The sequence below is a fragment of the Stappia sp. ICDLI1TA098 genome, from assembly GCF_054880955.1.
Map to the genome: position 1 here is coordinate 893,275 of NZ_JBTZBT010000001.1, position 24,414 is coordinate 917,688.

The 24,414-nt window shown below is 66.5% G+C and carries 25 protein-coding genes; 13 read left to right on the top strand and 12 right to left on the bottom strand.

All coding sequences use genetic code 11. The annotated features are described in order from the left end of the window. Positions 1–25: 25 nt before the first annotated feature. Genes ACSLUQ_RS04070 through topA form a run of 4 tightly spaced genes read right to left on the bottom strand, consistent with a single transcriptional unit; the run spans position 26 to position 6,322 of the window. A complete protein-coding gene (locus ACSLUQ_RS04070) occupies positions 26–772 on the bottom strand; it encodes an NUDIX hydrolase (protein ID WP_461807761.1) in 747 nt (248 codons plus the stop codon). After that, positions 769–1,269 carry a DUF983 domain-containing protein gene (locus tag ACSLUQ_RS04075; RefSeq protein WP_417773969.1) on the bottom strand — a complete coding sequence of 167 codons (501 nt, stop codon included), beginning with the start codon at positions 1,267–1,269 and terminating at the stop codon, positions 769–771. Before ACSLUQ_RS04075 ends, ACSLUQ_RS04070 begins: the two co-directional genes overlap by 4 nt. Then, a complete protein-coding gene (rnr, locus tag ACSLUQ_RS04080) occupies positions 1,266–3,602 on the bottom strand; it encodes a ribonuclease R (protein ID WP_461807762.1) in 2,337 nt (778 codons plus the stop codon). Before rnr ends, ACSLUQ_RS04075 begins: the two co-directional genes overlap by 4 nt. Further along, on the bottom strand, positions 3,599–6,322 hold the full coding sequence (topA, locus tag ACSLUQ_RS04085; protein ID WP_461807763.1) for a type I DNA topoisomerase: 2,724 nt from the start codon (positions 6,320–6,322) through the stop codon (positions 3,599–3,601). The genes rnr and topA overlap by 4 nt, the downstream gene beginning before the upstream one ends. A gap of 209 nt (positions 6,323–6,531) precedes the next feature. On the opposite strand from topA, the gene ACSLUQ_RS04090 reads away from it, so the two are divergent. Continuing rightward, positions 6,532–6,864, top strand: coding sequence for a hypothetical protein (locus ACSLUQ_RS04090; protein ID WP_417773966.1), 333 nt, complete (start codon positions 6,532–6,534; stop codon positions 6,862–6,864). Positions 6,865–6,985: 121 nt separating this feature from the next. Here ACSLUQ_RS04090 and dprA read toward each other — a convergent pair whose 3' ends face one another. The 6 genes from dprA to ruvX form a co-directional block, all read right to left on the bottom strand. Beyond that, on the bottom strand, positions 6,986–8,143 hold the full coding sequence (dprA, locus tag ACSLUQ_RS04095) for a DNA-processing protein DprA (RefSeq protein WP_461807764.1): 1,158 nt from the start codon (positions 8,141–8,143) through the stop codon (positions 6,986–6,988). Next, entirely contained in the window at positions 8,140–8,760 is a 621-nt protein-coding gene (plsY, locus tag ACSLUQ_RS04100) for a glycerol-3-phosphate 1-O-acyltransferase PlsY (protein ID WP_461807765.1), read from the bottom strand. Before plsY ends, dprA begins: the two co-directional genes overlap by 4 nt. Positions 8,761–8,789: 29 nt before the next feature. Further along, positions 8,790–10,085, bottom strand: a complete 1,296-nt coding sequence (locus ACSLUQ_RS04105; RefSeq protein WP_417773963.1) for a dihydroorotase — start codon at positions 10,083–10,085, stop codon at positions 8,790–8,792. A gap of 11 nt (positions 10,086–10,096) precedes the next feature. Beyond that, positions 10,097–11,053, bottom strand: a complete 957-nt coding sequence (locus tag ACSLUQ_RS04110) for an aspartate carbamoyltransferase catalytic subunit (RefSeq protein WP_461807766.1) — start codon at positions 11,051–11,053, stop codon at positions 10,097–10,099. Positions 11,054–11,133: 80 nt separating this feature from the next. Continuing rightward, positions 11,134–12,060 (bottom strand): AEC family transporter, encoded by a 927-nt coding sequence (locus ACSLUQ_RS04115; protein WP_417773961.1) that lies wholly within the window; start codon positions 12,058–12,060, stop codon positions 11,134–11,136. Further along, positions 12,057–12,560, bottom strand: coding sequence for a Holliday junction resolvase RuvX (gene ruvX, locus ACSLUQ_RS04120; protein ID WP_417773960.1), 504 nt, complete (start codon positions 12,558–12,560; stop codon positions 12,057–12,059). Before ruvX ends, ACSLUQ_RS04115 begins: the two co-directional genes overlap by 4 nt. 112 nt (positions 12,561–12,672) lie before the next feature. Here ruvX and ACSLUQ_RS04125 point away from each other — a divergent pair, with 112 nt between their 5' ends. The 5 genes from ACSLUQ_RS04125 (at position 12,673) to gatA (ending at position 16,380) form a co-directional block, all read left to right on the top strand. After that, positions 12,673–13,380: a metal-dependent hydrolase gene (locus tag ACSLUQ_RS04125; protein ID WP_417773959.1), complete on the top strand. Its 708-nt coding sequence runs from the start codon at positions 12,673–12,675 to the stop codon at positions 13,378–13,380. A gap of 91 nt (positions 13,381–13,471) precedes the next feature. Continuing rightward, entirely contained in the window at positions 13,472–13,984 is a 513-nt protein-coding gene (locus tag ACSLUQ_RS04130) for a hypothetical protein (protein ID WP_461807767.1), read from the top strand. Positions 13,985–14,053: 69 nt separating this feature from the next. Next, positions 14,054–14,341 carry an Asp-tRNA(Asn)/Glu-tRNA(Gln) amidotransferase subunit GatC gene (gene gatC, locus ACSLUQ_RS04135; RefSeq protein ID WP_417773957.1) on the top strand — a complete coding sequence of 96 codons (288 nt, stop codon included), beginning with the start codon at positions 14,054–14,056 and terminating at the stop codon, positions 14,339–14,341. Positions 14,342–14,344: 3 nt separating this feature from the next. Continuing rightward, positions 14,345–14,836 (top strand): GNAT family N-acetyltransferase, encoded by a 492-nt coding sequence (locus tag ACSLUQ_RS04140; RefSeq protein WP_417773956.1) that lies wholly within the window; start codon positions 14,345–14,347, stop codon positions 14,834–14,836. Positions 14,837–14,907: 71 nt separating this feature from the next. Further along, positions 14,908–16,380: an Asp-tRNA(Asn)/Glu-tRNA(Gln) amidotransferase subunit GatA gene (gene gatA / locus ACSLUQ_RS04145; protein ID WP_417773955.1), complete on the top strand. Its 1,473-nt coding sequence runs from the start codon at positions 14,908–14,910 to the stop codon at positions 16,378–16,380. Positions 16,381–16,476: 96 nt separating this feature from the next. On the opposite strand, the gene ACSLUQ_RS04150 is transcribed toward gatA, so the two are convergent. Beyond that, complete coding sequence (locus tag ACSLUQ_RS04150; RefSeq protein ID WP_417773954.1) at positions 16,477–17,118, bottom strand: LysE family translocator; 642 nt, start codon at positions 17,116–17,118, stop codon at positions 16,477–16,479. A gap of 170 nt (positions 17,119–17,288) precedes the next feature. On the opposite strand from ACSLUQ_RS04150, the gene ACSLUQ_RS04155 reads away from it, so the two are divergent. Further along, the gene (locus ACSLUQ_RS04155; protein ID WP_417773953.1) at positions 17,289–17,591 is read left to right on the top strand and encodes a phosphatidylglycerophosphatase; all 303 of its coding nucleotides are present in this window, start codon (positions 17,289–17,291) and stop codon (positions 17,589–17,591) included. 46 nt (positions 17,592–17,637) lie between these two features. After that, positions 17,638–17,982: a DMT family transporter gene (locus ACSLUQ_RS04160; protein ID WP_461807768.1), complete on the top strand. Its 345-nt coding sequence runs from the start codon at positions 17,638–17,640 to the stop codon at positions 17,980–17,982. 57 nt (positions 17,983–18,039) lie between these two features. Here ACSLUQ_RS04160 and ACSLUQ_RS04165 read toward each other — a convergent pair whose 3' ends face one another. Continuing rightward, positions 18,040–18,321 (bottom strand): DUF6455 family protein, encoded by a 282-nt coding sequence (locus ACSLUQ_RS04165; RefSeq protein ID WP_417773951.1) that lies wholly within the window; start codon positions 18,319–18,321, stop codon positions 18,040–18,042. A gap of 148 nt (positions 18,322–18,469) precedes the next feature. On the opposite strand from ACSLUQ_RS04165, the gene ACSLUQ_RS04170 reads away from it, so the two are divergent. From ACSLUQ_RS04170 to ACSLUQ_RS04190, 5 genes are all read left to right on the top strand, one after another. Then, positions 18,470–19,669, top strand: coding sequence for a hypothetical protein (locus tag ACSLUQ_RS04170; RefSeq protein ID WP_461807769.1), 1,200 nt, complete (start codon positions 18,470–18,472; stop codon positions 19,667–19,669). Continuing rightward, entirely contained in the window at positions 19,666–20,088 is a 423-nt protein-coding gene (locus ACSLUQ_RS04175; protein ID WP_461807770.1) for a hypothetical protein, read from the top strand. Before ACSLUQ_RS04170 ends, ACSLUQ_RS04175 begins: the two co-directional genes overlap by 4 nt. A gap of 493 nt (positions 20,089–20,581) precedes the next feature. After that, the gene (gene gatB / locus ACSLUQ_RS04180) at positions 20,582–22,066 is read left to right on the top strand and encodes an Asp-tRNA(Asn)/Glu-tRNA(Gln) amidotransferase subunit GatB (RefSeq protein ID WP_417773948.1); all 1,485 of its coding nucleotides are present in this window, start codon (positions 20,582–20,584) and stop codon (positions 22,064–22,066) included. 304 nt (positions 22,067–22,370) lie between these two features. Further along, the gene (locus ACSLUQ_RS04185) at positions 22,371–23,984 is read left to right on the top strand and encodes an OpgD/OpgG family glucan biosynthesis protein (RefSeq protein WP_417773947.1); all 1,614 of its coding nucleotides are present in this window, start codon (positions 22,371–22,373) and stop codon (positions 23,982–23,984) included. Next, positions 23,981–24,358: a hypothetical protein gene (locus ACSLUQ_RS04190; protein ID WP_417280944.1), complete on the top strand. Its 378-nt coding sequence runs from the start codon at positions 23,981–23,983 to the stop codon at positions 24,356–24,358. The genes ACSLUQ_RS04185 and ACSLUQ_RS04190 overlap by 4 nt, the downstream gene beginning before the upstream one ends. The last annotated feature ends 56 nt before the right edge of the window (positions 24,359–24,414 follow it).

Here is a 24,414-nt window from a genome sequence, read left to right on the forward strand (position 1 = left end):
CGTGCCTCGAGCCGGCAAATCCCGGTCAGATCTCCTCGCGGACGAAACCCTTGCCCTTCCAGTAATAGAAAGGCACCGGCGTTTCGGGGGCAAGCTCGGGATCGCGGGCAAGGCGGGCCTGCAGTTCCTCGATGATCGTCAGAGTGATCGTCGGCAACTCAAGCGCCTTCGCGTCCTCCAGGCTGAGCCAGTGGACATCCTCCAGTTCGCCCGACGGGCCGGTGCCTTCGGGGAGGCTGTCGGCAATGGCATCGGCGAAAACGGCGAGGAAGCGGGTGTCGAATCGGCGCGGGCGGCGGGGCGGCGTGATCGCGCGGGCAATCAGGCGCACCGGAGACAGGTCGGGCAGCAGGCCGCGCTCGGAGTAGGCGGCCATATCCCCCTTGCCGGTCCAGCCGTTGGTTTCTCCGTGGGTGCCGACAAGCACGCCGGCCTCTTCGTAGGTTTCGCGCATGGCGGCGACCGAGAAGGCACGGGCGCGGGCTTCCGTCTTCGGCCCCTTCATGGTGCGCATGAGCTTTTCGACGACGACCGGATGATACGCTCCGGCAACCGGTACGCGGCTGTCGGCCGGATCGACACGGCCGCCCGGGAACACGAACATGCCCGGCATGAAGCGGTGGCGCATGTGCCTGCGACCCATCAGCACGCGGGGGCTGCCGGCTTGCGAACGGTCGAGAATCAGCAGCGTCGCCGCGTCGCGCGGACGCAGGTTCGGATTGTTGGTCTGACGTTCGGCGGACGACAGGCGCCGGACAAGCTCCTCGCTCATCGGACCTCCGGGCCGCGTGCCGCGTCGGGCACGGGGCCGAAGTCATAGGCGGGCTGGTCGTCGCCGATGGCGTTCGGATCGAAGCCGTGCATGTAGTTGGCCCACTGCAAGCCGATCAGGGCGCCCTTCACCGGCGGCAGGGTCAGCAGCGTCATCGCCGTGATCAGCGGCAGCCACAGCGCCACATGCAGCCACATCGGCGGCACGAAGGCGATTTCCACGGCAAGCGCGATCGGCAGGATGACGTGGCCGACGATGAATATCGTGAAATACGGGGGTGCGTCGTCGGCGCGGTGGTGGTGCAGTTCCTCGCCGCAGGCGGGGCAGACCGGGTTCACCTTGAGATACTTGCCGAAGAGGCGGCCGGTGCCGCAGCTCGGGCAGCGTCCCTTGGCGCCAAGCATCATCGCGCGACCGACCTCTCGGCGAGGCTTGGCGATGCTGGCTACGGTCTCGTGGCTCGCGAGCGCCTCATTGTCTGCGTAGGTCACCGTCATGTCTGTCGGCCTTTCGGTTTGCGGGTGCGTCCAGCACCGCCGCCGGCATGCGCGCGCTTGGCGCTGCGCTGACCGGCGCTTCGTCTCTTGTGATAGTGACCTTCGCTCAGAAGTTCAAACCGCAGCGCACCCGCATAAGGGGCCGCCTCGACCAGTCGCACCTCTACCTTGTCGCCCAAAGAGAAGGTTTCACCTGTACTTCGGCCTCCCATCGAATGCGACGATTCGTCGTAGTGGTAGTAGTCGTTGCCGATGGTCGAGGCGGGGACGAACCCGTCCGCACCGGTGTCGTCGAGCCGGATGAAGAGGCCGGACTTCACCACTCCCGAGATGCGCCCGAAGAACCGGGCGCCGACCTGGTCGGCAAGCCACAGCGCGATCAGGCGGTCGACGGTGTCGCGCTCGGCCAGCATCGCGCGACGCTCCGCCGCCGATACGTCGGCGGCGATCGCCGGCAGTTTCGCTTCCATCGCTTCGGGCAACCCGTCGTCGCCAAGACCCAGGGCCCGGATCAGCCCCCGGTGGACGATGAGGTCCGCATAGCGGCGGATCGGCGAGGTAAAATGGGCATAGCGGCGCAGGTTGAGCCCGAAGTGGCCAATGTTCTCGGGCGAATATTCCGCCTGAGCCTGGCTGCGCAGGATGACCTGGTTGACGAGTTCGGCGTCCGGCGTGCCGGCGACCTTGTGCAGGATGGCATTGAAGGCGGAAGGCCGCAGGCCACCGGAAGCCGCAAGGCGAATGCCAAGCGTCGACAGAAACTCCTTCAGCGCCACCAGCTTCTCCGGGCTGGAGGCGTCATGCACGCGGTAGAGCAGGGGGACGCGTGCCTTTTCCAGCGTTTCGGCAGCAGCGACATTGGCCTGGATCATGAACTCCTCGATGAGCTTGTGCGCATCGAGACGTTCGGGCACGAAGACGCCCTCGACCATACCCTCGGCGTTCAGCCTGATCTTGCGTTCGGGCAGATCGAGATCGAGCGGCTCACGCGCCTGCCGGCCGCGCTTGAGGCAGGCATAGGCCTCCCAGAGCGGCTTGAGGATGTCCTCAAGGATCGCGGGGGCAACCTCGTCCGGCTTGCCGTCGATCGCCGCCTGCGCCGTCTGATAGGCGAGCTTGGCGGCCGAGCGCATCATCACCCGGTGGAACGTATGCCCGCGCTTGCCGCCATTGGCGTCGAAGACCATGCGCACGGCCATGGCCGGCCGGTCCTCGCCTTCCTTCAGCGAGCAAAGCCCGTTGGAAAGCTCCTCGGGCAGCATCGGGATTACCCGGTCGGGGAAATAGACCGAATTGCCGCGCAGATGCGCCTCGCGGTCGAGCGGTTCGCCCGGGCGGACGTAATAGGCGACATCGGCGATGGCGACGGTGACGATGTAACCGCCCGCGTTGGCGGGATCGGGATCCGCCTCTGCGTGGACCGCGTCGTCGTGGTCCTTGGCGTCGGCCGGGTCGATGGTGATCAGCGGCACGCGTCGCCAGTCCTCGCGCCCCTTCAGCGTCGCGGGCTTGGCCTCGGCCGCCGCCGTGATCACACGCTCGGGAAACTCGTGCGGGATGCCGTGCGTGTGCAGGGCGATCTCGGAAACCGCCATTTCCGAGTGAAGGGCGCCGATGCGCTTGACGATGCGGCCGCGCGGGCCGCCGTTGCGACTGCCGCGCATCAGGGAGATGGAAACGAGATCGCCGTCCTCGGCCTCCTTGAGGTCGCTTGCGTCGATCTCGAGCTCGCGCTGCTTGCGGTCGATGGGCTCGAGGAAATGCCCCCGGGGTCCCTTGCGCAGGATGCCGAGAATGCTCGAGGCCTGCTTGTCGAGGACACGGATGATGCGTCCGGCGCGCGACGCCTGTTCGCCCGGTTCATCGGAGGTGGTGCGCAGCAGCAGGCGGTCGCCAAGACCCGGCGCGCGCTGGCCCGACCCGCGTTGATCGTCGATGACCAGGATCGAGGGCGGCGTGCCCTGCTCGTCCTCGTCCCAGTTCGCCGGCACGGCGAGCAACTCGCCGTCGGCGTCGCGACCGGTGACGAGCACGACGAGAACCGGCGGCAGGTCGCCCGCCTTCACCAGGCGCTTCTGGCGTTTCTCCAGCAATCCGTCGTCGGCCATCGCCCGCAGGAGCTGCTTCAGATAGATGCGCGCGCCGCCGGTGATGCGGAAATGGCGCGCGATTTCGCGCTTGCCCGCCGCGCCGGGGTTGTTGGCGATGAAGGCAAGGATATCCTCCTTGCTGGGAAGTTCCGCAGCGCCGCCGCGCTTGGCCGCGCCTTGCGCAGCGGTTGGGGACTTGCGCTTGCCGCCGACCGGCGGGCGAGATGTCTTGCGGGGGCTCAAGAGGCGGTTTCCTCGTCCGCCGTCTCGCTCTTGGCCTTGGCCTTTTTGGCGGCCGGCTTCTTTGCGGTCGTCGCCTTCTTGGTCGCGGCGGTCTTGGTGGCGGTCTTCTTGGCCGCGGGCGCCTTCTTGGCGGCCGGCTTCTTCGCCGGTGCGGCCTTCTTTGTGCCCTTGCCGGACTTTTCGGCCTTGGCCGCAATCAGCGGCAGGGCTTCTTCCAGCGTGATCGCCAGAGGATCCGTTCCCTTGGGCAGCGTGGCGTTGATCTTCGCCCACTTGACATAGGGACCGTAGCGGCCGTCCTGGACGGTGATCGGGCCGCCGTCTGGATGCTCGCCGAGCTCCTTCAGCGGCGCGGTCGCGCCGCGCCGATTGCCACGCGCGCGCTTTTCGGCGAGTGCGTCGACGGCGCGGTTGATGCCGACAGAGAACACCTCGTCGGCGCTTTCGAGATTGGCGTAGGTGCCGTCATGCAGCACGAACGGACCGTAGCGGCCGATGCCGGCGCTGATCGGCTTGCCGTCTTCGGGATGCGGTCCGACCTCGCGCGGCAGCGACAGCAGCATGAGGGCCTTCTCGAGGTCGATATCGGCGATCTCCCAGCCGCGCGGCAGCGAGGCGCGCTTGGGCTTGGCCTCCTCGCCGAGCTGGACATAGGGACCGAAGCGGCCCGAGCGCAGCGACACGTCGAGCCCGGTGTCGGTGTCCTGGCCGAGGATCTTCGGTCCGTCGGCCATCTCCGCATCGCCGTCCGCGGCGCCGAGCGCCGACAGCGGCCGGGTGTAGCCGCAATGCGGCGGGTTCTCGTTGGGCGACTTGCCGTCGAGCTTGTCCTTGTCATAGTTCGAGCAGCCGACGAAGGCGCCGAAGCGGCTCACCTTGATGGAGAGCTGGCCCGTCTCGCAGGCCGGGCACTTGCGCGGATCGGCGCCGGTGCCGGGATCGGGGAAGACGTGCGCGGCCAGCATGTCGTTGAGCGCGTCGAGAACCTGCGACACGCGCAGGTCCTTGGTGTCGTGCACCGAGCCCGAGAAATCCCGCCAGAAATCGCGCAAGACATCCTTCCATGACAGTTCGCCGGCGGAGATGCGGTCGAGCTTCTCCTCGAGTTCGGCGGTGAAGTCGTAGCCGACATAGCGGTTGAAGAAGCTCTCCAGGAAAGCGGTGACGAGCCGGCCCTTGTCCTCGGGGATGAGACGCTTGCCGTCGAGCTTCACATAGTCGCGGTCGCGCAGGGTCTGCAGCGTCGAGGCGTAGGTCGATGGGCGGCCGATGCCGAGCTCTTCCATCTTCTTGACGAGTGTTGCCTCGGTGAAGCGGGCGGGCGGCTCTGTGAAGTGCTGGCTGGTCTCGACGGACAGGCGCTTGAGCGCGTCGCCGGTTGCCATGGCCGGCAGGCGGCGGCTTTCCTCGTCCTCCTCGTCGTCACGGCCCTCCTGATAGACGGAGAAGAAGCCGTCGAAGCGCACGACCGAACCGGTGGCGCGGAGCACGGCGGCCCCGGAAGAGGCCGTGGCGTCGATGTCGATGGTGGTGCGCTCAAGCACGGCGCTTTCCATCTGTGATGCGACGGTGCGCTTCCAGATCAGTTCGTAGAGGCGCGCGGCGTCGGCATCGAGAAAGCGGGCGACGTCGCGCGGGCGACGAGACAGTTCCGTCGGGCGGATGGCCTCGTGCGCTTCCTGAGCGTTCTTCGCCTTGGTGGAATAATGGCGCGGCTTTTCCGGCACGTAGTCGGCGCCGTAGTCCTGGCCGATCACCTTGCGCACGGCGGCAACCGCCTCGCCGGCGATCTGCACGCCGTCGGTACGCATATAGGTGATGAGGCCGACGGTCTCGCCGCCGATGTCGGCGCCCTCGTACAGCTTCTGGGCAACCTGCATGGTGCGCGCGGCGGCGAAGCCGAACTTGCGCGAGGCTTCCTGCTGCAGCGTCGAAGTGGTGAAGGGGGGCGCCGGGTGGCGGCGCTGGGGCTTCGATTCAACGCTCGCCACGGAGAGGGTCGCGGCATTGAGGACGGCGGAGATCTTTTCCGCCTCCTCGCCGGAATGAATGTCGAGGCGCCCGATCTTCTTGCCCTCGAAGGCGGCGAGCCGGGCCTGGAACGTCGCGCCTCCCGCGGTCGCGAGATTGGCGAGAACCGACCAGTATTCCTGGCTGACGAAGCGCTCGATCTCCGCCTCGCGGTCGCAGACGAGGCGCAGAGCGACCGACTGTACGCGGCCGGCCGAACGGGCGCCCGGCAGCTTGCGCCACAGAACGGGAGAGAGGGTGAAGCCGACGAGATAGTCGAGCGCGCGGCGGGCCAGATAGGCCTCCACCAGCGGCGCATCGATGTCGCGCGGCTTGTTCATGGCCTCGAGGATCGACTTCTTGGTGATGGCGTTGAAGACGACGCGCTGGACGGGCTTGTCCTTCAGCGCCTTCTTCTGCCGCAACACCTCGAGCACGTGCCAGGAAATCGCCTCTCCCTCGCGATCAGGGTCAGTCGCGAGAATGAGGCGGTCGGCGTCTCGCACGGCGCGAACGATATCGTTGAGGCGCTTCTGGGACTTGGCGTCCACGTCCCAGAGCATGGCGAAATCGTCGTCCGGATCGACGGAACCGTCCTTGGCCGGCAGGTCGCGGACGTGGCCGTAAGACGCAAGGACCTGATAGTTGGACCCCAGGTACTTGTTGATTGTCTTGGCCTTGGCCGGCGATTCCACAATGACGATATCCATGAGACCCCAAACGGAAACGGGTAGCCCGCGCGACGCGGCGGGCGGCGGAAGGTGTCGGTCCGGCCGACGTGACGGACGCCGGACGATCTCCCAACTGCACGATGCCTGTCAAATGACCTTTCCGGCCAGACGGGTCAAGTGCGCCCCGTCACATTACGGATGAACGGCGGCGAGCTCCGCGGATACAACCCAGCCCGTGGCGAAGGCGGTTGCAGGACGCCTTTCGGACCGTCGAAAGTGCTGTGGTCGCCTTGCATGTGATCGTTTATAACGTGTATCATGCCTTTAAAAAACTACAGGTTGCATTTGCGCAAACAGCCGTTTTATTCGGCCAATATCCGGGTCACAAAATGCCGATAGAGCACCTTGCCGACAGGTCCGAAGCGGCGCGCTACTGCGCCCAGATTTGCCGCGAACTGAGAGATCTGGCTTCTAATAACGAATTGACTTTTTTAGCTTATTTGCTTGAAATGGCGCGGGTCGAGGCGTTCGACAAACACGCTGACCTGGAGCAGGGCGCGTTTGATCGCGATCCTTCGTAGGGGATGAAATCAAGGGTTGTATGAATGAGGCAATGTCGACCGCGCGGGTATTTTCCGAGCCTCCGGTTGTATCTTGGTTGTTGTTTTATGTTTTACAACCTGATTGCGCCGGGCGCGATGGTTAGCGGGCGTCGACGAGGCTCACCTTCTGGCCGCGATGCCGCTCGAGCCGGCCGGCAAGTTCCAGCTCAAGCACGATGACATGGACGGCGCGGGCCTCGAGCCCGGTGTAGCGGATGAGCTCATCGAGTTCGACCGGGGCCGCCCCCAGGGCGGAGAGCACACGGGCGCGATCGCTGTCGCCGACCTCGATCGGACGCATCGGCGCGTCGTCGTTCGCCGGTTCGCCGATGTCGAAGGGGCGTTCCGGCTGGTGGCCGAGTTCGATGCTCTGCAGGCTCTCGAGGATGTCGGCGGCGCAGGTGACGAGGGTCGCGCCGTCGCGGATGAGCCGGTTTCCACCCTCCGAGCGCGGGTCCAGAGGTGAGCCGGGAACCGCGAAGACCTCGCGGCTCTGATCCGCGGCGAAGCGGGCGGTATGGAGCGAGCCAGAGGCGCGGGCCGCCTCGATCAGCACCGTGCCGAGCGAAATGCCCGAGATCAGGCGGTTGCGCCTTGGGAAGTCGCGGGCGCGGGGCTTCCAGCCGAACGGCATCTCGCTGACGATCGCGCCGTCCCGGTCGGCAATCTCGCGGTAGAGGTCGCGATTTTCCGGCGGGTAGATGATGTCGACACCGCCGGCCAGAACGGCGATGGTGCCCTGGGCCAGAGCGGCGCGATGGGCGGCTGCGTCAATCCCGCGCGCGAGCCCGGAGACGACCGTGAACCCGGCGTTTCCAAGTTCCGTGGCGATCTCGGTCGCGATCTTCTGGCCGGCGAGTGAGGCGTTGCGTGCGCCGACGATGGCGACGGTCGCGGTGCTGGCGAGGCGCGCGCTGGAGCCAAGAACGGCAATCAGCGGCGGCGCACCGTCGACCTGCCGCAGGAGCGGGGGGTACCCGTGCTCGCCGAGCGCGCGCAAACCGCCGCCAATGCGCGCCAGCGCGGCGATCTCGTCCTCCGCCTCCGCCTGGCTGGCGATGCGGATGCGCCGCTTGCCGCCGCGCGCCGACAGTTCGGGGAGCGCGGCAAGCGCTGCCTCCGCCGATCCGGCGTGGTTGACCAGTTCGCGAAAGGTGACGGGACCGACGTTCTCGGAACGGATGAGGCGAAGCCAGGCCGTGCGCTGACGGTCGGAAAGCGTGCGGCCCGCACCGCCGTCGGACCGCGTTTCCGTCATCCCTTCTGCCCGATCCTGCCTTCGGAGCCGGCAAGCAGTCGTTGGATGTTCTGGCGGTGCATGACCCACAGCAGGAGCGTCAGCAGCGCCATTACCTGGGCGTATTGCACGCGGTCGAAGGCGAAATAGAGCAGCAACGGCGTCGCGAGGGTCGCGACCAGCGCCGAGAGTGAGGAATAACGGGAGATCGCCGCGACCGCGATCCAGATCGCGGCGAAGACAAGAGCAGCCGGCCAGAACAGGCCGAGCAGGATGCCCAGGTAGGTAGCGACGCCCTTGCCGCCGCGAAATCGCAGCCAGACCGGAAAGAGATGGCCGAGAAAGGCGCCAACGCCGGCGATGACGGCGGCATCCGGGCCGCCGAAGCGCGCGGCGACAAGCACGGCCACGGTTCCCTTCAGCGCATCGCCGAGCAACGTCAGCGCGGCAAGGTGCTTCTTGCCGGTGCGCAGGACGTTGGTTGTGCCGATGTTGCCGGAGCCGATCTTGCGGATGTCGCCCTGTCCGGCAAGCCGTGTGATGACCAGGCCGAAGGGGATCGATCCGAGGAGATAGCCGAAAACGAGTGCGGCGAGATAATAGGGCCAGACGAGGCCCCAGCTAATCGGGTCCGGCATTCGCAGCCTCCGGTTGCGACCAAGTAAGCCTAGGCCGGGACGATGCGTCCCGCAACAATCGTCTTGAGCACCTTGCCGGTGAAGCGTGCGTCCTCGAAGGGCGAGTTCTTGGACCGCGAGTGCAGCTTCTCCTTGTCCAGGACCCAGGGCATATCGGGGTCGAAGACGACGACATCGGCCGGGGCTCCGGCGCTGAGACGCCCGCCCGGGAGGCCGAAGCGGCGCGCCGGATTGCAGGTCATTGCGGCAAGCAGCGTGGAAAGTCCCAGATCGCCCGAGTGGACCAGCCGCAGGCCGGCGGAAAGCAGCGTCTCAAGGCCGATGGCACCATCCGCCGCTTCGGCGAAGGGCAGCCGCTTCGTCTCGACGTCCTGCGGATCGTGGTTGGAGATGATGATGTCGAGCGTTCCGTCGGCGAGGGCGGCGACCATTGCCTGGCGCTCGTCCTCGGAGCGCAGCGGCGGCGACATCTTGAAGAACGTGCGGTAGGGGCCGATGTCGTTCTCGTTGAGCGTCAGGTGGTTGATCGTGACGGCGGCGGTGACGTCGCAGCCCGCGTCCCTGGCGCGGGCGACAGCCCTGGCGCTCTCGCCGCAGGAGATCGTCTGCGCGTGGTAGCGCGCGCGCGTCAGCGCGACGAGGCGCAGATCTCGCTCCAGCATGATGATTTCGGCCTCGCGCGGGATCGAGGGCAGGCCCTTCCAGCTTGCCGCGAGGCTTTCGTTGACCACGCCGGAGCCCGAAAGGTCCGGGTCTTCCGTGTGGTGCATCACCAGCGCGTCGAAGTCGCGGGCGTAGGTCAGGAGCCGGCGCATGACGCCGGCGTGGGTGACCGAGTGGTGGCCGTTGGAGAAGGCGACGGCGCCGGCCTCTCCGAGCAGGCCGATCTCGCTCATCTCCTCGCCGCCGAGGCCCTTGGTGAGGGCGGCCAGCGGATGGACGTTGACAATGGCCGTGTCACGGGCGCGGCGCAGGATGAAGTCGACAAGCGCGGGGTCGTCGATCACCGGGTCGGTGTCGGGCGCGGTAAGGAAGGTGGTGACGCCGCCGGCCGCGGCCGCGCGGCTGGCGCTTGCCAGCGTCTCGCGATGTTCGCCGCCGGGTTCGCCGACCGTGACGCCAACGTCGATCAGGCCGGGCGCGACCACGGCGCCGGCCACGTCGATGATCTCGGCGCCCTCGGGCGCGCCCTGGTTCTGCGCTTCCGGACCGGCCGCAAGGATTGCGCCGCCGGAGAGGATGACGCTGCCGGGCGCGTCGAGCCCGCGTGCGGGGTCGATGACGCGGGCGTTGGCCAGCACGATCGGGGTAGGGGTCTCCGCCATGTCCTGGCTCCTCAGCAGTTGGGCAGGTGGGCGGCGAGCGCCTCGAGCACGGCGATGCGCACGGCGACACCCATCTCGACCTGCTCGCGGATCAGGCTCTGCGGGCCATCCGCGATTTCCGGGTCGATCTCGACGCCCCTGTTCATCGGGCCGGGATGCATGACCAGCGCGTCGGGCTTCGCGGCGTCGAGCTTCTCGCGGTCAAGGCCGTAGTAGCGGAAGTATTCGCGCACCGAGGGAATGAAGGCTCCCTGCATGCGCTCGCGCTGGAGGCGCAGCATCATGACGATGTCGGCGTCCTTCAGGCCTTCGCGCATGTCGTGATAGACCTCGACGCCCATGTCGGCGATGCCGTTCGGCAGCAACGTGGAAGGGGCGACGACCTTCACACGCGCACCGAGCGCGTTGAGCAAGATGATGTTCGAGCGGGCGACGCGCGAATGCAGGATGTCGCCGCAGATGGCCACCGTGAGCCGCGCGATGCGGCCCTTGTGGCGGCGGATCGTGAGTGCGTCGAGCAGGGCCTGGGTCGGGTGCTCGTGCGCTCCGTCGCCGGCGTTGATGACCGAGCAGCCGACCTTTTGGGCCAGGAGATGCACGGCGCCAGCCGCATGGTGACGCACGACGATGATGTCCGGGTGCATGGCGTTCAGCGTCGCCGCCGTGTCGATCAGCGTCTCGCCCTTCTTCACCGAGGAGGAGGCGACCGACATGTTCATGACGTCGGCGCCGAGGCGCTTGCCGGCAATCTCGAAGGAAGACTGTGTCCTGGTCGATGCCTCGAAGAAGAGATTGATCTGCGTTCGCCCACGCAGGACGGACTTCTTCTTCTCAACCTGGCGGCTGATCTCGACGGCTTCCTCGGCCCTGTCGAGCAGGAACGAGATTTCGTGAGGCTGCAGGCTTTCGATGCCGAGCAGGTGGCGGTGCGGAAAGGCGTCCGCGGCGGGGGTCGGGTGTGCGCTCATCAAAGCCTACCCTATAGGCGCTGGGCCCGAACCGCTCAAGCGTGGAGGCGCTTTCTCCACCGCGATTGTGAGGCGCTCGCCTAGAGTGCGAGCAGGAAGACGAGAGGCATGGTGAGCGCTGCGGCCAGCGTCTGCAAGGTCAGGATCTCGGCCATCAGCGGCGCGTCGCCGCCCATCTGGCGTGCAAGCAGGTAGGATGCGCCGGCTGTCGGCACGGACATGGCGATCATCACCGCCGCCAGCGCCGGGCCGGTGAGGCCCATCAGCGTCGCGAAACCGAAGCCGAAGATCGGCATGATCGCGAGCTTGAGAACGAGGGCGCAGGTCAGGGCGGGGCCCGGCCGGCGCAGGGCGCGCAGGTCGAGACCCGCACCGACGCAGACGATGCCGATGGGAAGCGCGGCGCTTCCGAGCATTTCCAGCGTCGAGACCGCGACGCCGGGGATCGGCACGCCGGTGACGTTGACGAGAAGCCCGGCCGAGGTCGACAGGATGAAGGGGTTGCGGGCGAGGTCGAGCAGGATCTTGCGCGCGCTCGGGTTGTTGCCGCTGGCGAAGCGAGAGAGCACGAGCACGCAGATCACGTTGAGCAGCGGGATCATCGCGACGATGGCGACCGCCAGCAGCGCCAGCCCGTTCGGGCCGAGCAGCTTTTCGGCTATCGCCATCGCGACGAAGGTGTTCCAGCGCACGGCGCCCTGAAAGATCGAGGTGAAGCGGGGCGGGCTGATGCCGAAGGCCGTCTTCAGGACCGGCTGCAGCAGCAGCGCCAGTGCGGTCATGGAGACGACGGAAAGCACCAGCGTGGCGCTCATGCCGAAGGCGGGCAGGGCCATGAAGTCGGTGCGCGACACGGTGGCGAAAATGATCGCCGGAAAGAGCATGAAATAGGCGATGCGCTCGATGCCGCGCCACTGCTCGCCGGTGATGAGGCCGGTGCGGGCGAAGACATGACCGGCGGCGATGACCAGCAGCACCGGCAGCAGGGCGTCGAGGATGGCGCTCAAGACCGGGGCTCCATGTCCTCGTCCTCGCGCATGTAGGCGAGCCTGTCGAGGAAACCCTGAAGGATGTAGGCGGCGGCCATCTTGTCGACGAGCTCGGCGCGGCGCGCCCGCGAACGGTCCGCCTCGATCAGGGTGCGGGTCACAGCAGCGGTCGAGAGACGCTCGTCCCAGGCGGTCATCGGCAATTCGGTGAGGGCGGTGAGGTTGCGTGCGAAGGCGCGTGTCGCCTGGACGCGGGGCCCCTCGCTGCCGTCCATGTTGAGCGGCAGCCCGATGACGAGGCCGATGATCTCGTGCTTGCTGCAGATGTTCAGGAGCAGGGCGGCGTCGACACCGAACTTCTTGCGCCGGATCGTCTCGAGCGGGCTGGCGATGCCGCGGCCGAGATCGCTCAGGGCGAGGCCGATCGTCTTGGTGCCGAGATCAAGGCCGATGAGGCGGCCGATTCGCGGCAGCCGCGATGCAAAGTCGGCATGCGCGAGAAGGGGATCCTGGGTCATCGACCGGCTTTAGCACGGTGTGCGAGGGGCGGATAGAGGAAGGATTGCCGTTCGCGGACAAGCCGCTAGAGTCCCTGCGAGTGACCCAACCAGCATCGGGAGAGCGATCAAGATGAAACTCACCTACCTTGGCCATTCCGCCTTTCGCGTCGACATCGAGGGCGCCTCGATCCTGATCGACCCGTTCCTGACCGGGAACCCGTCGTTTCCGCAGGATCTGACGGTCGAGACGGCGTCGCAGGGCGTCACTCATATTCTGCTGTCCCACGGCCATGACGATCACGTCGGCGACGCGTTCGAGATCGCTCAGCGCACCGGGGCGCAAGTGACGGCGAACTTCGAGATCTGCATGTGGCTGCAGTCGAAGGGGCTGGAGAACATCAATCCCATGGGCTGCGGCGGTCACATCGACGTGGGCCCGTTTTCGGTGGCGCTCACCCAGGCGCACCACACCTCGTCCTCGCTCGCCGGCGGCATGCCGCCGGTCTATCTCGGCCAGCCGAACGGTCTCATCGTCCACGCCAAGGGCGAGCCGACGCTCTATCACATGGGCGACACCGATGTTTTCGGCGACATGGCGCTGGTCAACGAGCTGCATGCGCCGAAGGTGGCGATCGTGCCGATCGGCGACCGGTTCACCATGGGGGCGAAGAGCGCGGCGCTCGCCTGCCGGCGCTTCTTCGACTTCGACACCATCATACCTTGCCACTACGGCACCTTTCCGATTCTCGACCAGAGCGCGGATGCCTTCCTGCAGGAAATGGGTGGCGATGCGGGCAAGGTTCGGGTGACGGCGCCGGGCAGTTCCCTGACCGTCTGACCTGGACGGAGTGCGCCGGACGCTGGATGCTGGACAGAGGATGAATGTTCACGTAATGTTCTCATCCTCTGTTCCTTCTGCGGTGGTGGCCATGGACACGCATCTGACACGTTTCGACATCGGGGCGTCGCCGGCTTCGGCAAGAGCGGCGCTTTCGTTCCGCTCGCGGCTCGACGACTATCTCGTCCATCTTCTGCGGGGCGAGATAGAGGCCGCGGTCGAGGCGCATTTCGCGCCCGAGGCGCGTCTTGTGGAGAACGGTGAGGTCAAGGCGCAGGATGCGGAAACGGCGTTGCGCAAGCTGAAGCCCGTCTCCCGCCGCTTCGCCATGCTGCGCGGCACGCTCGATGATCTCGTCTGCGACCGGCTTGGCGGCACGGCGAGCTTCCGCATCCGCTTCGAGGGCGTCGATGTGGACGGGCGCATGTTCGTCGAGGACGTCTTCTTCCGCCAGCTCTGGCGGCTCGGTCGGATCGTCGAGGAGGATCAGTGGCGTGGCGAGGACGCGGAGCGCCCGCTGGGCAGGGATGCCCGGGCACCGGGTGCGGCTCCCGTTTCTTTCCGGCCGCTGCGGCTTGTCGGAGGCCTCGACGCGGTGATATAGGCGCAGGCAACGGTTTGCGGCATCGGGCCGAGGCGGCCCTGCCGGCGCTAGTGTGAACGGAGAAGAGCAATGTCCGTCGATATCGACACGGTGAAACGCGTGGCGCACCTTGCCCGGATCAAGGTGACGGACGAGGAGGCCGGCAAGATGACCGGCGAGCTCAACAACATCCTGGCCTTTGTCGAGCAGCTCGACGAGGTCGATGTCAGCGGCGTTGAGCCGATGACGTCCGTCGTCCATCAGGAAATGAAGAAGCGTGAGGATGTTGTCAGCGACGGTGGCTATGCCGCGAAGGTCGTTGCCAATGCGCCGATGAGCGAGGATCATTTCTTCATGGTCCCGAAGGTGGTGGAGTAACGGGTGAGCGCCCGCATCGCCATCGAAAGCCCGCTTGGCGACGAGATGCGGGCCATGATCGGTGAGCTGAACGATGTGCTGCTGGCGCTTTCGCCGCCGGAGCATTGCCATCACCTGAGCGTGGAACAGATGGCGGGCGCGGATACCACCGTTTTCACGGCGCGCGAAGGTGGAGCCGATGGGGCGCTGCTCGCCTGCGGGGCATTGCGCCGGCATGGCGCGGGGGCGGACGGCATCCCGGTCGGTGAGGTGAAGCGCATGTACACACGGCCCGCCGCGCAGGGGCGCGGGCTTGCCGGAGAGATCCTGATGCGCATCGAGGAGTTGGCGCGCACGGAGGGCATCGGCCGGCTGGTGCTGGAAACCGGTCACCGGCACCCGGCCGCATGGCGGGTCTATGAGCGTGCCGGCTTTGCGCGCACAGGCGCGGTGCTGGACTATCCCGATACGCCATTTTCGGTTTTTTACGAGAAGCTGCTTGCCGCCAAGGCTTGACGCGACGCGTCTGGAGCGGGACAAGCGCTCACGATGATCTTCCCGACGAGACTTCCCAGCGAGACGGATACATGAGCGAGCTGACGAAACTGACCCTTGCCGACGCCCGCGACGCGCTTGCGAAGCGCGATTTCAGCGCGGTCGAGCTGACGGACGCCCATCTTCAGGCGATCGAGGCCGGCAATGGGAAGATCAACGCCTATGTGGCGGTGACGGCCGAGCAGGCGCGCGACATGGCGAAGGCCTCCGATGCGCGCATCGCCGAGGGCAAGGCCGGCGCGCTCGAGGGTCTGCCGCTCGGTGTGAAGGATCTCTTCGCCACCAGGGGCACCCATACTCAGGCCTGCAGCCACATTCTCGACGGCTTCAAGCCGGAGTACGAATCGACCGTCACGGCCAACCTTTGGGCCGACGGCGCGGTGATGCTCGGCAAGCTCAACATGGACGAGTTCGCCATGGGCTCGTCGAACGAGAGCTCCTATTACGGCAATGTCGTCAACCCGTGGCGCAAGCAGGGCTCCGACGAGGCACTGGTGCCGGGCGGTTCGTCCGGCGGCTCGGCCGCCGCGGTCGCGGCCTCCATGTGCCTGGGGGCGACGGCCACCGATACCGGCGGTTCGATCCGCCAGCCGGCCGCGCTGACCGGAACGGTCGGCATGAAGCCGACCTATGGCCGCTGCTCGCGCTGGGGCATCGTTTCCTACGCCTCCTCGCTTGACCAGGCGGGGCCGATCACCCGCACCGTGCGCGACAACGCCATCCTGATGGGCTCCATGGCCTCGGTCGACGCCAAGGACACGACCTCGGTCGACCTGCCGGTGCCCGACTACGAAGCCGCCATCGGGCGTTCGGTGAAGGGGCTGCGGATCGGCATTCCCGCGCAGTACCGGGTCGAGGGCCTGTCACCCGAGGTTCAGGCGCTTTGGGAAAAGGGCATCGCCTGGCTGAAGGACGCGGGCGCGGAGATCGTCGACATCGAGCTGCCGCATACGAAATACGCGCTTCCCGCCTATTACATTGTCGCGCCGGCGGAGGCTTCTTCGAACCTCGCGCGCTACGACGGCGTGCGCTACGGCCTGCGGGTGCCGGGTAACGACATCGTCGACATGTACGAGAAGACCCGTGCCGCCGGCTTTGGCGCCGAGGTCAAGCGCCGTATCCTGATCGGCACCTATGTGCTGTCGGCCGGCTACTACGACGCCTATTACCTGAAGGCGCAGAAGGTACGCACGCTGATCAAGCGCGACTTCGACCTCGCCTTCGAGGCTGGCGTCGACGCGATCCTGGCACCGGCGACGCCGGATGCGGCCTTCGCGCCCGGCGCCGTCACCGATCCGGTGCAGATGTATCTGCTCGACATCTTCACCGTCACCGTCAACATGGCCGGCCTGCCGGGGCTTTCCGTCCCCGCCGGGCTTAATGGTGCGGGCCTGCCGCTCGGCCTCCAGCTTATTGGTCGTCCGTTCGGCGAGGAGACGCTCTACAGCCTCGGCAGCGTGATCGAGAAGGCCGCCGGCCGCTTCGAGCCGGCAAGGTGGTGGTGATCCGCGAGACACGCGGCACGGTTCCAGCGTTTGGTTGAGAAAAAGGCGCGCTTCCTTCGGGAAGCGCGCCTTTTTCGTGGGCGAGAGGCCCGGCGTTCAGGCTGTCGCGCGCCTCCAGCTGACAGCAAGCAGGCCCGCGCCGATCATCGCTGATCCGCCGATCCGGTTGATGGTGCGGCGCACCGAGGGGCGCTTCAGCCGCGTGCCCACGGCGGCGGCCATCAGACCGTAGGCGGCGGCATTGAGCGCGGCGAGCGAGACGAAGGTCGCCTCCAGGATCACCGTCTGACCGAGAAGCGGCCGGGCGGGATCGACAAAGAGCGGCAGGAAGGCGACGAAGAAGACGATGCTCTTCGGGTTGAGCGCGGTCACTGCGTAGGAGTGGGCCGCGATCCGCAGCGGCGAGACGGTTTGCGCGGGTGCCTCGGTCGCCTCTTCCGGGGCGGCTGTTGCAACCGGCGCGCGCCAGAGCTTCACGCCAAGCCAGACGAGATAGGCCGCGCCCACCCACTTGAGCGCGGTGAAGAGCGTTGCGGAGGTGGCGAGCAGCGCGCCGAGCCCGAGCATGGACGCGGTCATGGCCGTGAGATCGCCAAGTGCGACGCCGGCCACAACAGCGGCCGCGACGGAGCGCCCCTGCGACAGGGCATAGGAGACGACGAGCAGGATTGTCGGTCCGGGAATTGCGAGCATCACGAAGGACGCCGCGAGAAAGGCGAGCCAGGTATCGAAGTCCATGAGTTTTCCCCTTTGCACTTTACCTGCCCCCCAGCAATCCACGGGATTTTCCGTCTGGCAAGCCCTGAGGACGAGGATCGAGGCGGGGCTTCGGCGTCGCATTGCGGGATGGTGCCCGCCAGGTGCAAAGTCCGGTTTTCTTTTTCGCTGGAGCGGCCTACAACAGCCCGATGATGACGAATGAAACCGTTTCCGTCCTTTTCGGCCTCGCCGGCCTTGCCAATCCCTTCGCGCTGCTGATCGGTGGCGGGCTTGGCTGGTTCGCCGACGCCAGGGCCAAGCTGGTGATCGCGGGCTTCGCGGCTTCCGCTCTCAGCGTGCTGCTCGATGCCGCCATGAACTTCAGCGGCATTGCACCGGTTGGCGGATATGAGGGCGGGCCGCTTGCGGTGATGCCGTTCCGTTTCGTTGGCGGATTGCTCGCCGCCGGCCTCGTCTATGGTCTGCGGCGCAGGACGCGCGGGCGCAGGTAGGACGCTCGCGGGTTCCGGTCGACACACGCACTCCGGGAGCGGATACATGCACCAGTCGCTGATTTCCTATGCGGCTCTTGCGACGGCCATCGTGCTCGAGGTGATCGGCACGACCGCCCTTCAGCAGTCGCAACAGTTCACGCGCGTGCTGCCGACAGTGATGATGGGGGCGTGTTATTTCGCCTCCTTCTATTTCCTGTCGGTGGCATTGCGGACGTTTCCGGTCGGCATTGCCTATGCCATCTGGAGCGGGCTTGGCATCGTGCTGATTTCGGCGGTGGGATATTTCGTCTTTCGCCAGTCGCTCGATCTCGCGGCCCTGATCGGCCTCGGCCTGATCATGGCGGGCGTCATCGTCGTCAACGTCTTCTCGAACACCGTTTCGCACTGAAGAGCCCGCCGGTCGCAACCGGCAGGCCGCCATGAGAATGAGACACCGGCGTTGGTGCTATTCGGCGCGTTCGACCGCGCGGCGTTGGGCGCGTGCGGTCCAATCCTTGAAGGCATCGCGATTCGGGCAGTAGTCAGGCGCGGTCTCGGCCCCGTCCTTGTGCGCGTCGAGCCAGCCCTTGCAGTCGTCCGGACGGTCGCAGCCCATGCAGCGATTGGCGGCGCGCCGGACACTGGTTTCCAGTGCGATGTGCTCCGGCATTCCCTCACTGGCGCCGACCGTGCGCATCATCCGGCCCATGAGCGTCGCGCGTTCGTCCAGTCGCTTCATCAGTCCCATGTCGCTCTCCCCTTGCGCGGTGCGTCGCGCCGGTGTCACAGTTAAACGGTTGCAGACGGAACGAATTGACCAGGGTCAATGCAGCAGACGAATCCAGTCGCACCCGCGTGGTGCGACGGGCGCGGGGATGAGGCGGAGGCAGACACCCATGTCCGTGTCGCGGATATCGACACCTACCGGCATCGTGCCGGTAACACCGGTCACCCGGCTCCCGCCGCTGTCGGTCGGCGATGTGATCGCCGTGCGCGTTGCCCGCCATCTCAGCGACAACGTCATGCGCCTGGCGTCAGGTGGTTTCCAGCTCGACGTCGAAGGCGAGGAGATGCTTCCGGTTGGCAGCCGCGCGCTGCTGAAGGTCGACGGCGAGACAGGGCGGCCCAGGCTATCCGTCAGTGCCGATCCGTCAGGCCTGGCCCAGCCGGGCGCCGGCCCGGCGACGACGCGAATTTCGGCGCTTGCAGCGGGTCTTGCGGCTGGACAGGACGGCCTGGCGCCGCTCTATGCCGGGCTTTCGGGCCTTGTCCAGTCGACGGGGCCTGCCGGTGCGAAGGCGCTGCCGGCAGCGCTCGCCAATGCCATTTCCACGCTCTTCGGCCTGCAGCTCGACGCGGCCTCGCTTGATGGCAAGGCGCTGCGCCGGGCTGCCGAGGGGGTCTCGGGCGGACGGCTCGGAGGCGTTCTCGCCGACCTTGCCAAGTGGCTGGAAGCGGCCGCCGGTGGGCGAGAACCGCTGCCGCGCCAGGCAACGCCGCCGCCGCCGCCGGGCCTTGCCGCGCGGGCGCGCGGCGAGCCTCCGGGGTCGCCGAGCGCTGGCCTGATGGCGGCACTTTCCCGGCGTGACGGCGGCGAGGCGGCCGCGCTTCTCCTTGCCAAGGCGCTTGGCGCGCTCGCGCGCCAGCGCTTTGCCGGGCTTGCCTCGCATGGACTCGTCGGCGAAGGCGCACGGGAGGGCGCGCGCGGGGCCGATCACGTGATCCTGCTGCCCGTCGCCGTGCCGCAAGGGATCTCGATCCTGGAGCTGAGGATTGGCCGCGACGACACGCCGGGCCACGAAGGGGAGGGCGCGCATCCCGCCTTCCGCGTGCGCTTCGGACTGGAGACGCCGGCCTGCGGTGCGGTGGAAGGGCTTGTGGGGCTCGACGGGGAACGGCTTTTTGCAACGCTCAAGGTGGAGCGGGAGGAGGGGCGTGCTGCCCTTTCCCGTGAGTTGGAGCCGCTTGGCGCGGAGCTGCGCGCGCTGGGGCTCGAGGTGATGGACCTGCGCATCCTGGCGCTGGAGCCTACACCACCTCCGACGGTTGCAGGCGCGCCCGCTGCCTCCGGCCAGCTCGTGGATCGCGTGTCATGAGCACAGGCAGGGACGGCGGAGTTGAAAACCTTGCAGCGGAAGGCCCGAGCGAGAACGAACGGCCCCGGGTTGACGAGAGGGACGAGCAGTTTTCGCCTACCGAGGTGCTGGAGACTTACGCCCATCTCGCCGGCGGGGGCAGAGCGCCGGAGTGGCGGGCACCGCGGACGGCCGCTCCGCCTCCTGGTGCCGGGCTTGCCTACCAGGCCGTCGCGCCCGCACGGTCGGACTCGCCGGCGCGTGAGACGCTGGCCGCTCAAGCACTGGCGCAATGCACGCGCGCGGGCGTAGATCCCGATGACGACGCGGCCCTTGCCGAGGCGCTTGAACGGATCGAGCTCGACCGCGAGATCCCCGACGCGCTCTACGCGGCTCTTGCCGCGATCCTGGCAAGGGTGCTGAAGGCCGGGGAGCCGTAAGAGGGGCGTCAACCGTCCGAGGCAATGCGGGAGCGCCAGGGGGGGCGGTTTGTGCCATCCTTGGCGAAGGCGACGAGTGTCAGCGTGCCCAGGCTGTTCCCGATGCTGCCTGAAGCTCGCGGCGCGATCACCTCATGAAAGAGTGATGCAACCACCGCAGACCACATCCGGACCCGGGTAACATCCCGGCGGCCGAGTTCGCAGGGAAATCCACGCTGGAAAAGCAGGCCGTGTGAGGCGGGAAACGAAGCCAGGAATTCTCTCGCAAGCCTGGGAGGTCGGTGTCTCAGGGCGCATCCGTCATGCTGGTGCTCAGGCAAAGCGAAGGCCAGCTTTCCGCCTTCCTTAGCTTCCCATCCCCCACTCCCCCCTTGCAGGCCGGGCCAAGACCCACTACCCACTCATTCACGCGTTCAAGACAGGCCCGGGGCCGGATTTTCGCGCGCGTGCGCGGGGGTTCGCCAGAGCGGGCGACAGGCAGGACTGAAACGGCATGAGCATCGTCGACACCCGCACTCCCGATCCCAAGTTCTTCATCAAGGGAGCGACAGGCGACTGGGAAATCGTGATCGGCATGGAAGTCCATGCCCAGGTGACCTCGAATTCCAAGCTCTTCTCCGGCGCTTCGACCGAGTTCGGCAAGGACCCGAACGACAACGTCAGCCTCGTGGACGCGGCCATGCCCGGCATGCTGCCGGTGATCAATGAGGAATGCGTCAAGCAGGCGATCCGCACCGGCCTCGGACTGAAGGCTGCGATCAACCTCAAGTCCGTCTTCGACCGGAAGAACTATTTCTATCCGGACCTGCCGCAGGGCTACCAGATCTCGCAGTTCAAGCAGCCCATCGTCGGCGAGGGCGAGATCCTGCTCGACATGCCGGGCGGCAAGGAAGTGACCGTCGGCATTGAGCGGCTGCATCTGGAGCAGGATGCCGGCAAGTCGCTGCACGACCAGCATCCGACCATGTCCTTCGTCGACCTCAACCGCTCGGGTGTGGCGCTGATGGAGATCGTCTCCAAGCCGGACCTGCGTTCCTCCGACGAGGCCAAGGCGTTCCTCACCAAGCTGCGCACCATCCTGCGCTATCTGGGCACCTGCGACGGCAACATGGACCAGGGATCCATGCGCGCCGACGTCAACGTTTCGGTTCGCGCGCCCGGCGGTGCCTTCGGCACCCGCTGCGAGATCAAGAACGTCAACTCGATCCGCTTTGTCGGCCAGGCGATCGAATATGAGGCGCGCCGCCAGATCGGCATTCTCGAGGACGGCGGCAAAATCGACCAGGAGACCCGCCTGTTCGATCCGGTGAAGGGCGAGACGCGTTCCATGCGTTCCAAGGAAGAGGCGCACGACTACCGCTACTTCCCCGACCCCGACCTGCTGCCGCTCGAGTTCGATCAGGCCTATGTGGATGAGCTGGCCAAGGACCTGCCGGAGCTGCCGGACGAGAAGAAGGCCCGTTTCGTCTCCGACTACGGTGTGACGCCCTATGACGCCGACATTCTGGTGATGGAGCGCGCCTCCGCCGACTTCTTCGAGGCGGTCGCCAAGGGACGCGATGCCAAGCTCGCCGCCAACTGGGTGATCAACGAGTTCTTTGGTCGGCTGAACAAGGAAGGCACGGATCTCGAGGACAGCCCGGTGTCGGCCGACCAGCTCGGCGGGCTGATCGATCTGGTCAAGGACGGCACGATTTCCGGCAAGATCGCCAAGGATCTTTTCGAGATCCTGTGGAGCGAGGGCGGAAACCCGGCCGAGATCGTCGAGACGCGCGGCATGAAGCAGGTGACCGATCTCGGCGCGATCGAGGCCGAGGTCGACAAGATCATCGCCGCCAATCCGGAAAAGGCGGCGCAGGCAAAGGAAAAGCCCGGCCTGCTCGGCTGGTTCGTCGGACAGGTGATGAAGGCCACCGGCGGCAAGGCCAACCCGCAGGCGGTGAACGATCTGCTGAAGTCGAAGATCGGCATCGAGTGAGGCGCAGAGCCCGCGTTTGAATGCGGGCGTTGGTTTTCGAATTCAACACCCATGCAGCCGCCGCATAACGGCGTATGCTGCGGTGCGATACGGTAATGGATGGCGCGGACAGCTCATGCCCTGCCATCCAATTGCCGTGATTCCGTCTGATTTTTCCCAAACATAATGGTGAGATAGCTTGGCTCGTGGATATTTGCGGGCTGCAGACCGGTGTGTGGAACCAAAGTCCTCATGCTGCGTTTGCACATCGGACCGGAAGGCCGGGCCACATCTCGCGAACCGTTTCGAAGTGCCAGTAGGTGACATGCCAAAAATCGACAAACGCAGCTTCCTGATCTGCAGCGCCGGTTTCCTAGCCTCGATGCTGGGAAGTGTCGCACTCCCCGCTTTCGCGCAGGATTCGGCTCCGGCCGCCGCGCCCGGCGATGCCCTGCCGCAACCGCAGGAAGCCGGAACTCCCTTCGACTGGGAGGCGTTGGTCTCACGGATGAAGGCGAAGGCCGGAGAGCCTTACAAGGTTGACGAGCCCGAGCTTCCCGAAGCGGTCGCCGCCCTCAACTACGATGGCCATCGCTCGATCCGATTCCGTCCCGACCATGCCCGCTGGAAGGCTGATGACCGGAACTTCGAGCTCCAGGCCTTCTACCCCGGCTGGGTCTTCTCCCATGCCATCCAGCTCTTCGAGATCGTCGACGGAGAGGCCCGTCCGATGGGCTTCACCGCCGATGATTTCGAGTACCGCGATCCGCTCGACCCGGCCGCCTTCAGCAATCTGGCTTTTGCGGGTCCCGCCGGTTTCCGGCTGCACTATCCGCTGAACCGCAACGACTATCGCGACGAGCTGGTGACCTTCCTCGGCAGCAGCTATTTCCGGGCGCTTGGACGCGGCAATGTCTACGGGCTGTCGGCGCGCGGGCTCGCGGTCGACACGGCCTCGGGCAGCGCCGAGGAGTTCCCGCGGTTCACCCGCTTCTACATCGAGCGGCCGGAGCTCGGCGCGCGCGAGATCAAGCTCTATGCGGAACTCGAGAGCGAGCGTGTCTCGGGTGCCTACGCCTTCACCATCCTGCCAGGTGTCGAGACGCTGATCGAGGTGGAAGCCGCTATCTTTCTGCGCGGCGACGTCTCGCGGCTTGGCCTGGCGCCCCTGACGTCCATGTATCTGTTTGGAGAGAACGACCGGACCGGCTTCGACGATTTCCGCCCCGAGGTGCATGACAACGATGGCCTCGCCATTCTGCGCGCCAACGGCGAACGGGTCTGGCGGCCGCTTTCCAATCCGGCCCGCCTGCAGCTTTCCGTCTTTGGCGAGGAGAGCCCGCGCGGCTTCGGCCTTCTGCAGCGCGACCGCGATGCGGACCATTATCTCGACACCGAGGCGCGCTACGAGCGTCGTCCCTCTGTGTGGATCGAACCGGTCGGAGACTGGGGCAAGGGCGCCGTTCTGCTTGCTGAGATCCCGACGGATTCGGAGGCGAATGACAACATCGTCGCGTTCTGGATGCCCGAGAGCGGATTGTCGGCCGGCTCCGAGCATCGCCTGCGCTATCGCATGATCTGGGCCGGGGATGTCGAGGGCGATGTTCCGCTGGCGCGCGTGTTGCGCACGCGCACCGGACGCGGCGGTGTCGCGGCCACGGAAGGACGCGACAACATCCGGAAGTTCCTCGTCGATTTCTCCGGCGAAACCCTGGCCGGACTCGGCGACGGGGCGGCGGTTGAAGCCCAGATCGGCATCGGCAACGGAAAAATCGCACATCAGATATTGAACAAAATGCCGGGTAGCGACGTTTGGAGACTGATCGTCGATGTGAAGCGCATTGACGACAGCCAGCCCGTCGAACTCTCGGCGGCTCTTCTCCTGGACGGTGAACGCCTGTCTGAAACCTGGACCTACCAGTGGGGACAAACGAAATGATTGTCGACACCCGTTCCGACGAACACGTTGCTCAGCCGGACCCTGTCGAGGCCCGGCATTGCTTCCTGGACGAGCTGCGCCGGCAGTTTTCTCGTCACGATCTCGACGATGCGACGCTGGAAGAGGCGGTCGCGGATGCGGCAGCGCGCCTTGGCGGCGCGCGGCAGCAGGCGCTGCTTGAGCGCGTCTTCGCCGGGCAGGCCGACCAGTCGCTGCGCCGGGCGCTGGTTGCCTCTCTGTGTCTTCCCGCGCCCAGGGCGCCGATGGCGATGCCGATGCAAACACTCGAGCGCGCGCGCGAACGGGCTTCCCTGCTCCCGCGCCTTGCCGGGCTGCGCGCGCTCGCGCGCCGCCGTCGCATCGGCGAGCGCTGAGCCGCCAAGGGGCCTGCCGCGGCGCCGGGTGACGGCTTGCCGCCCAAACGGAGTGT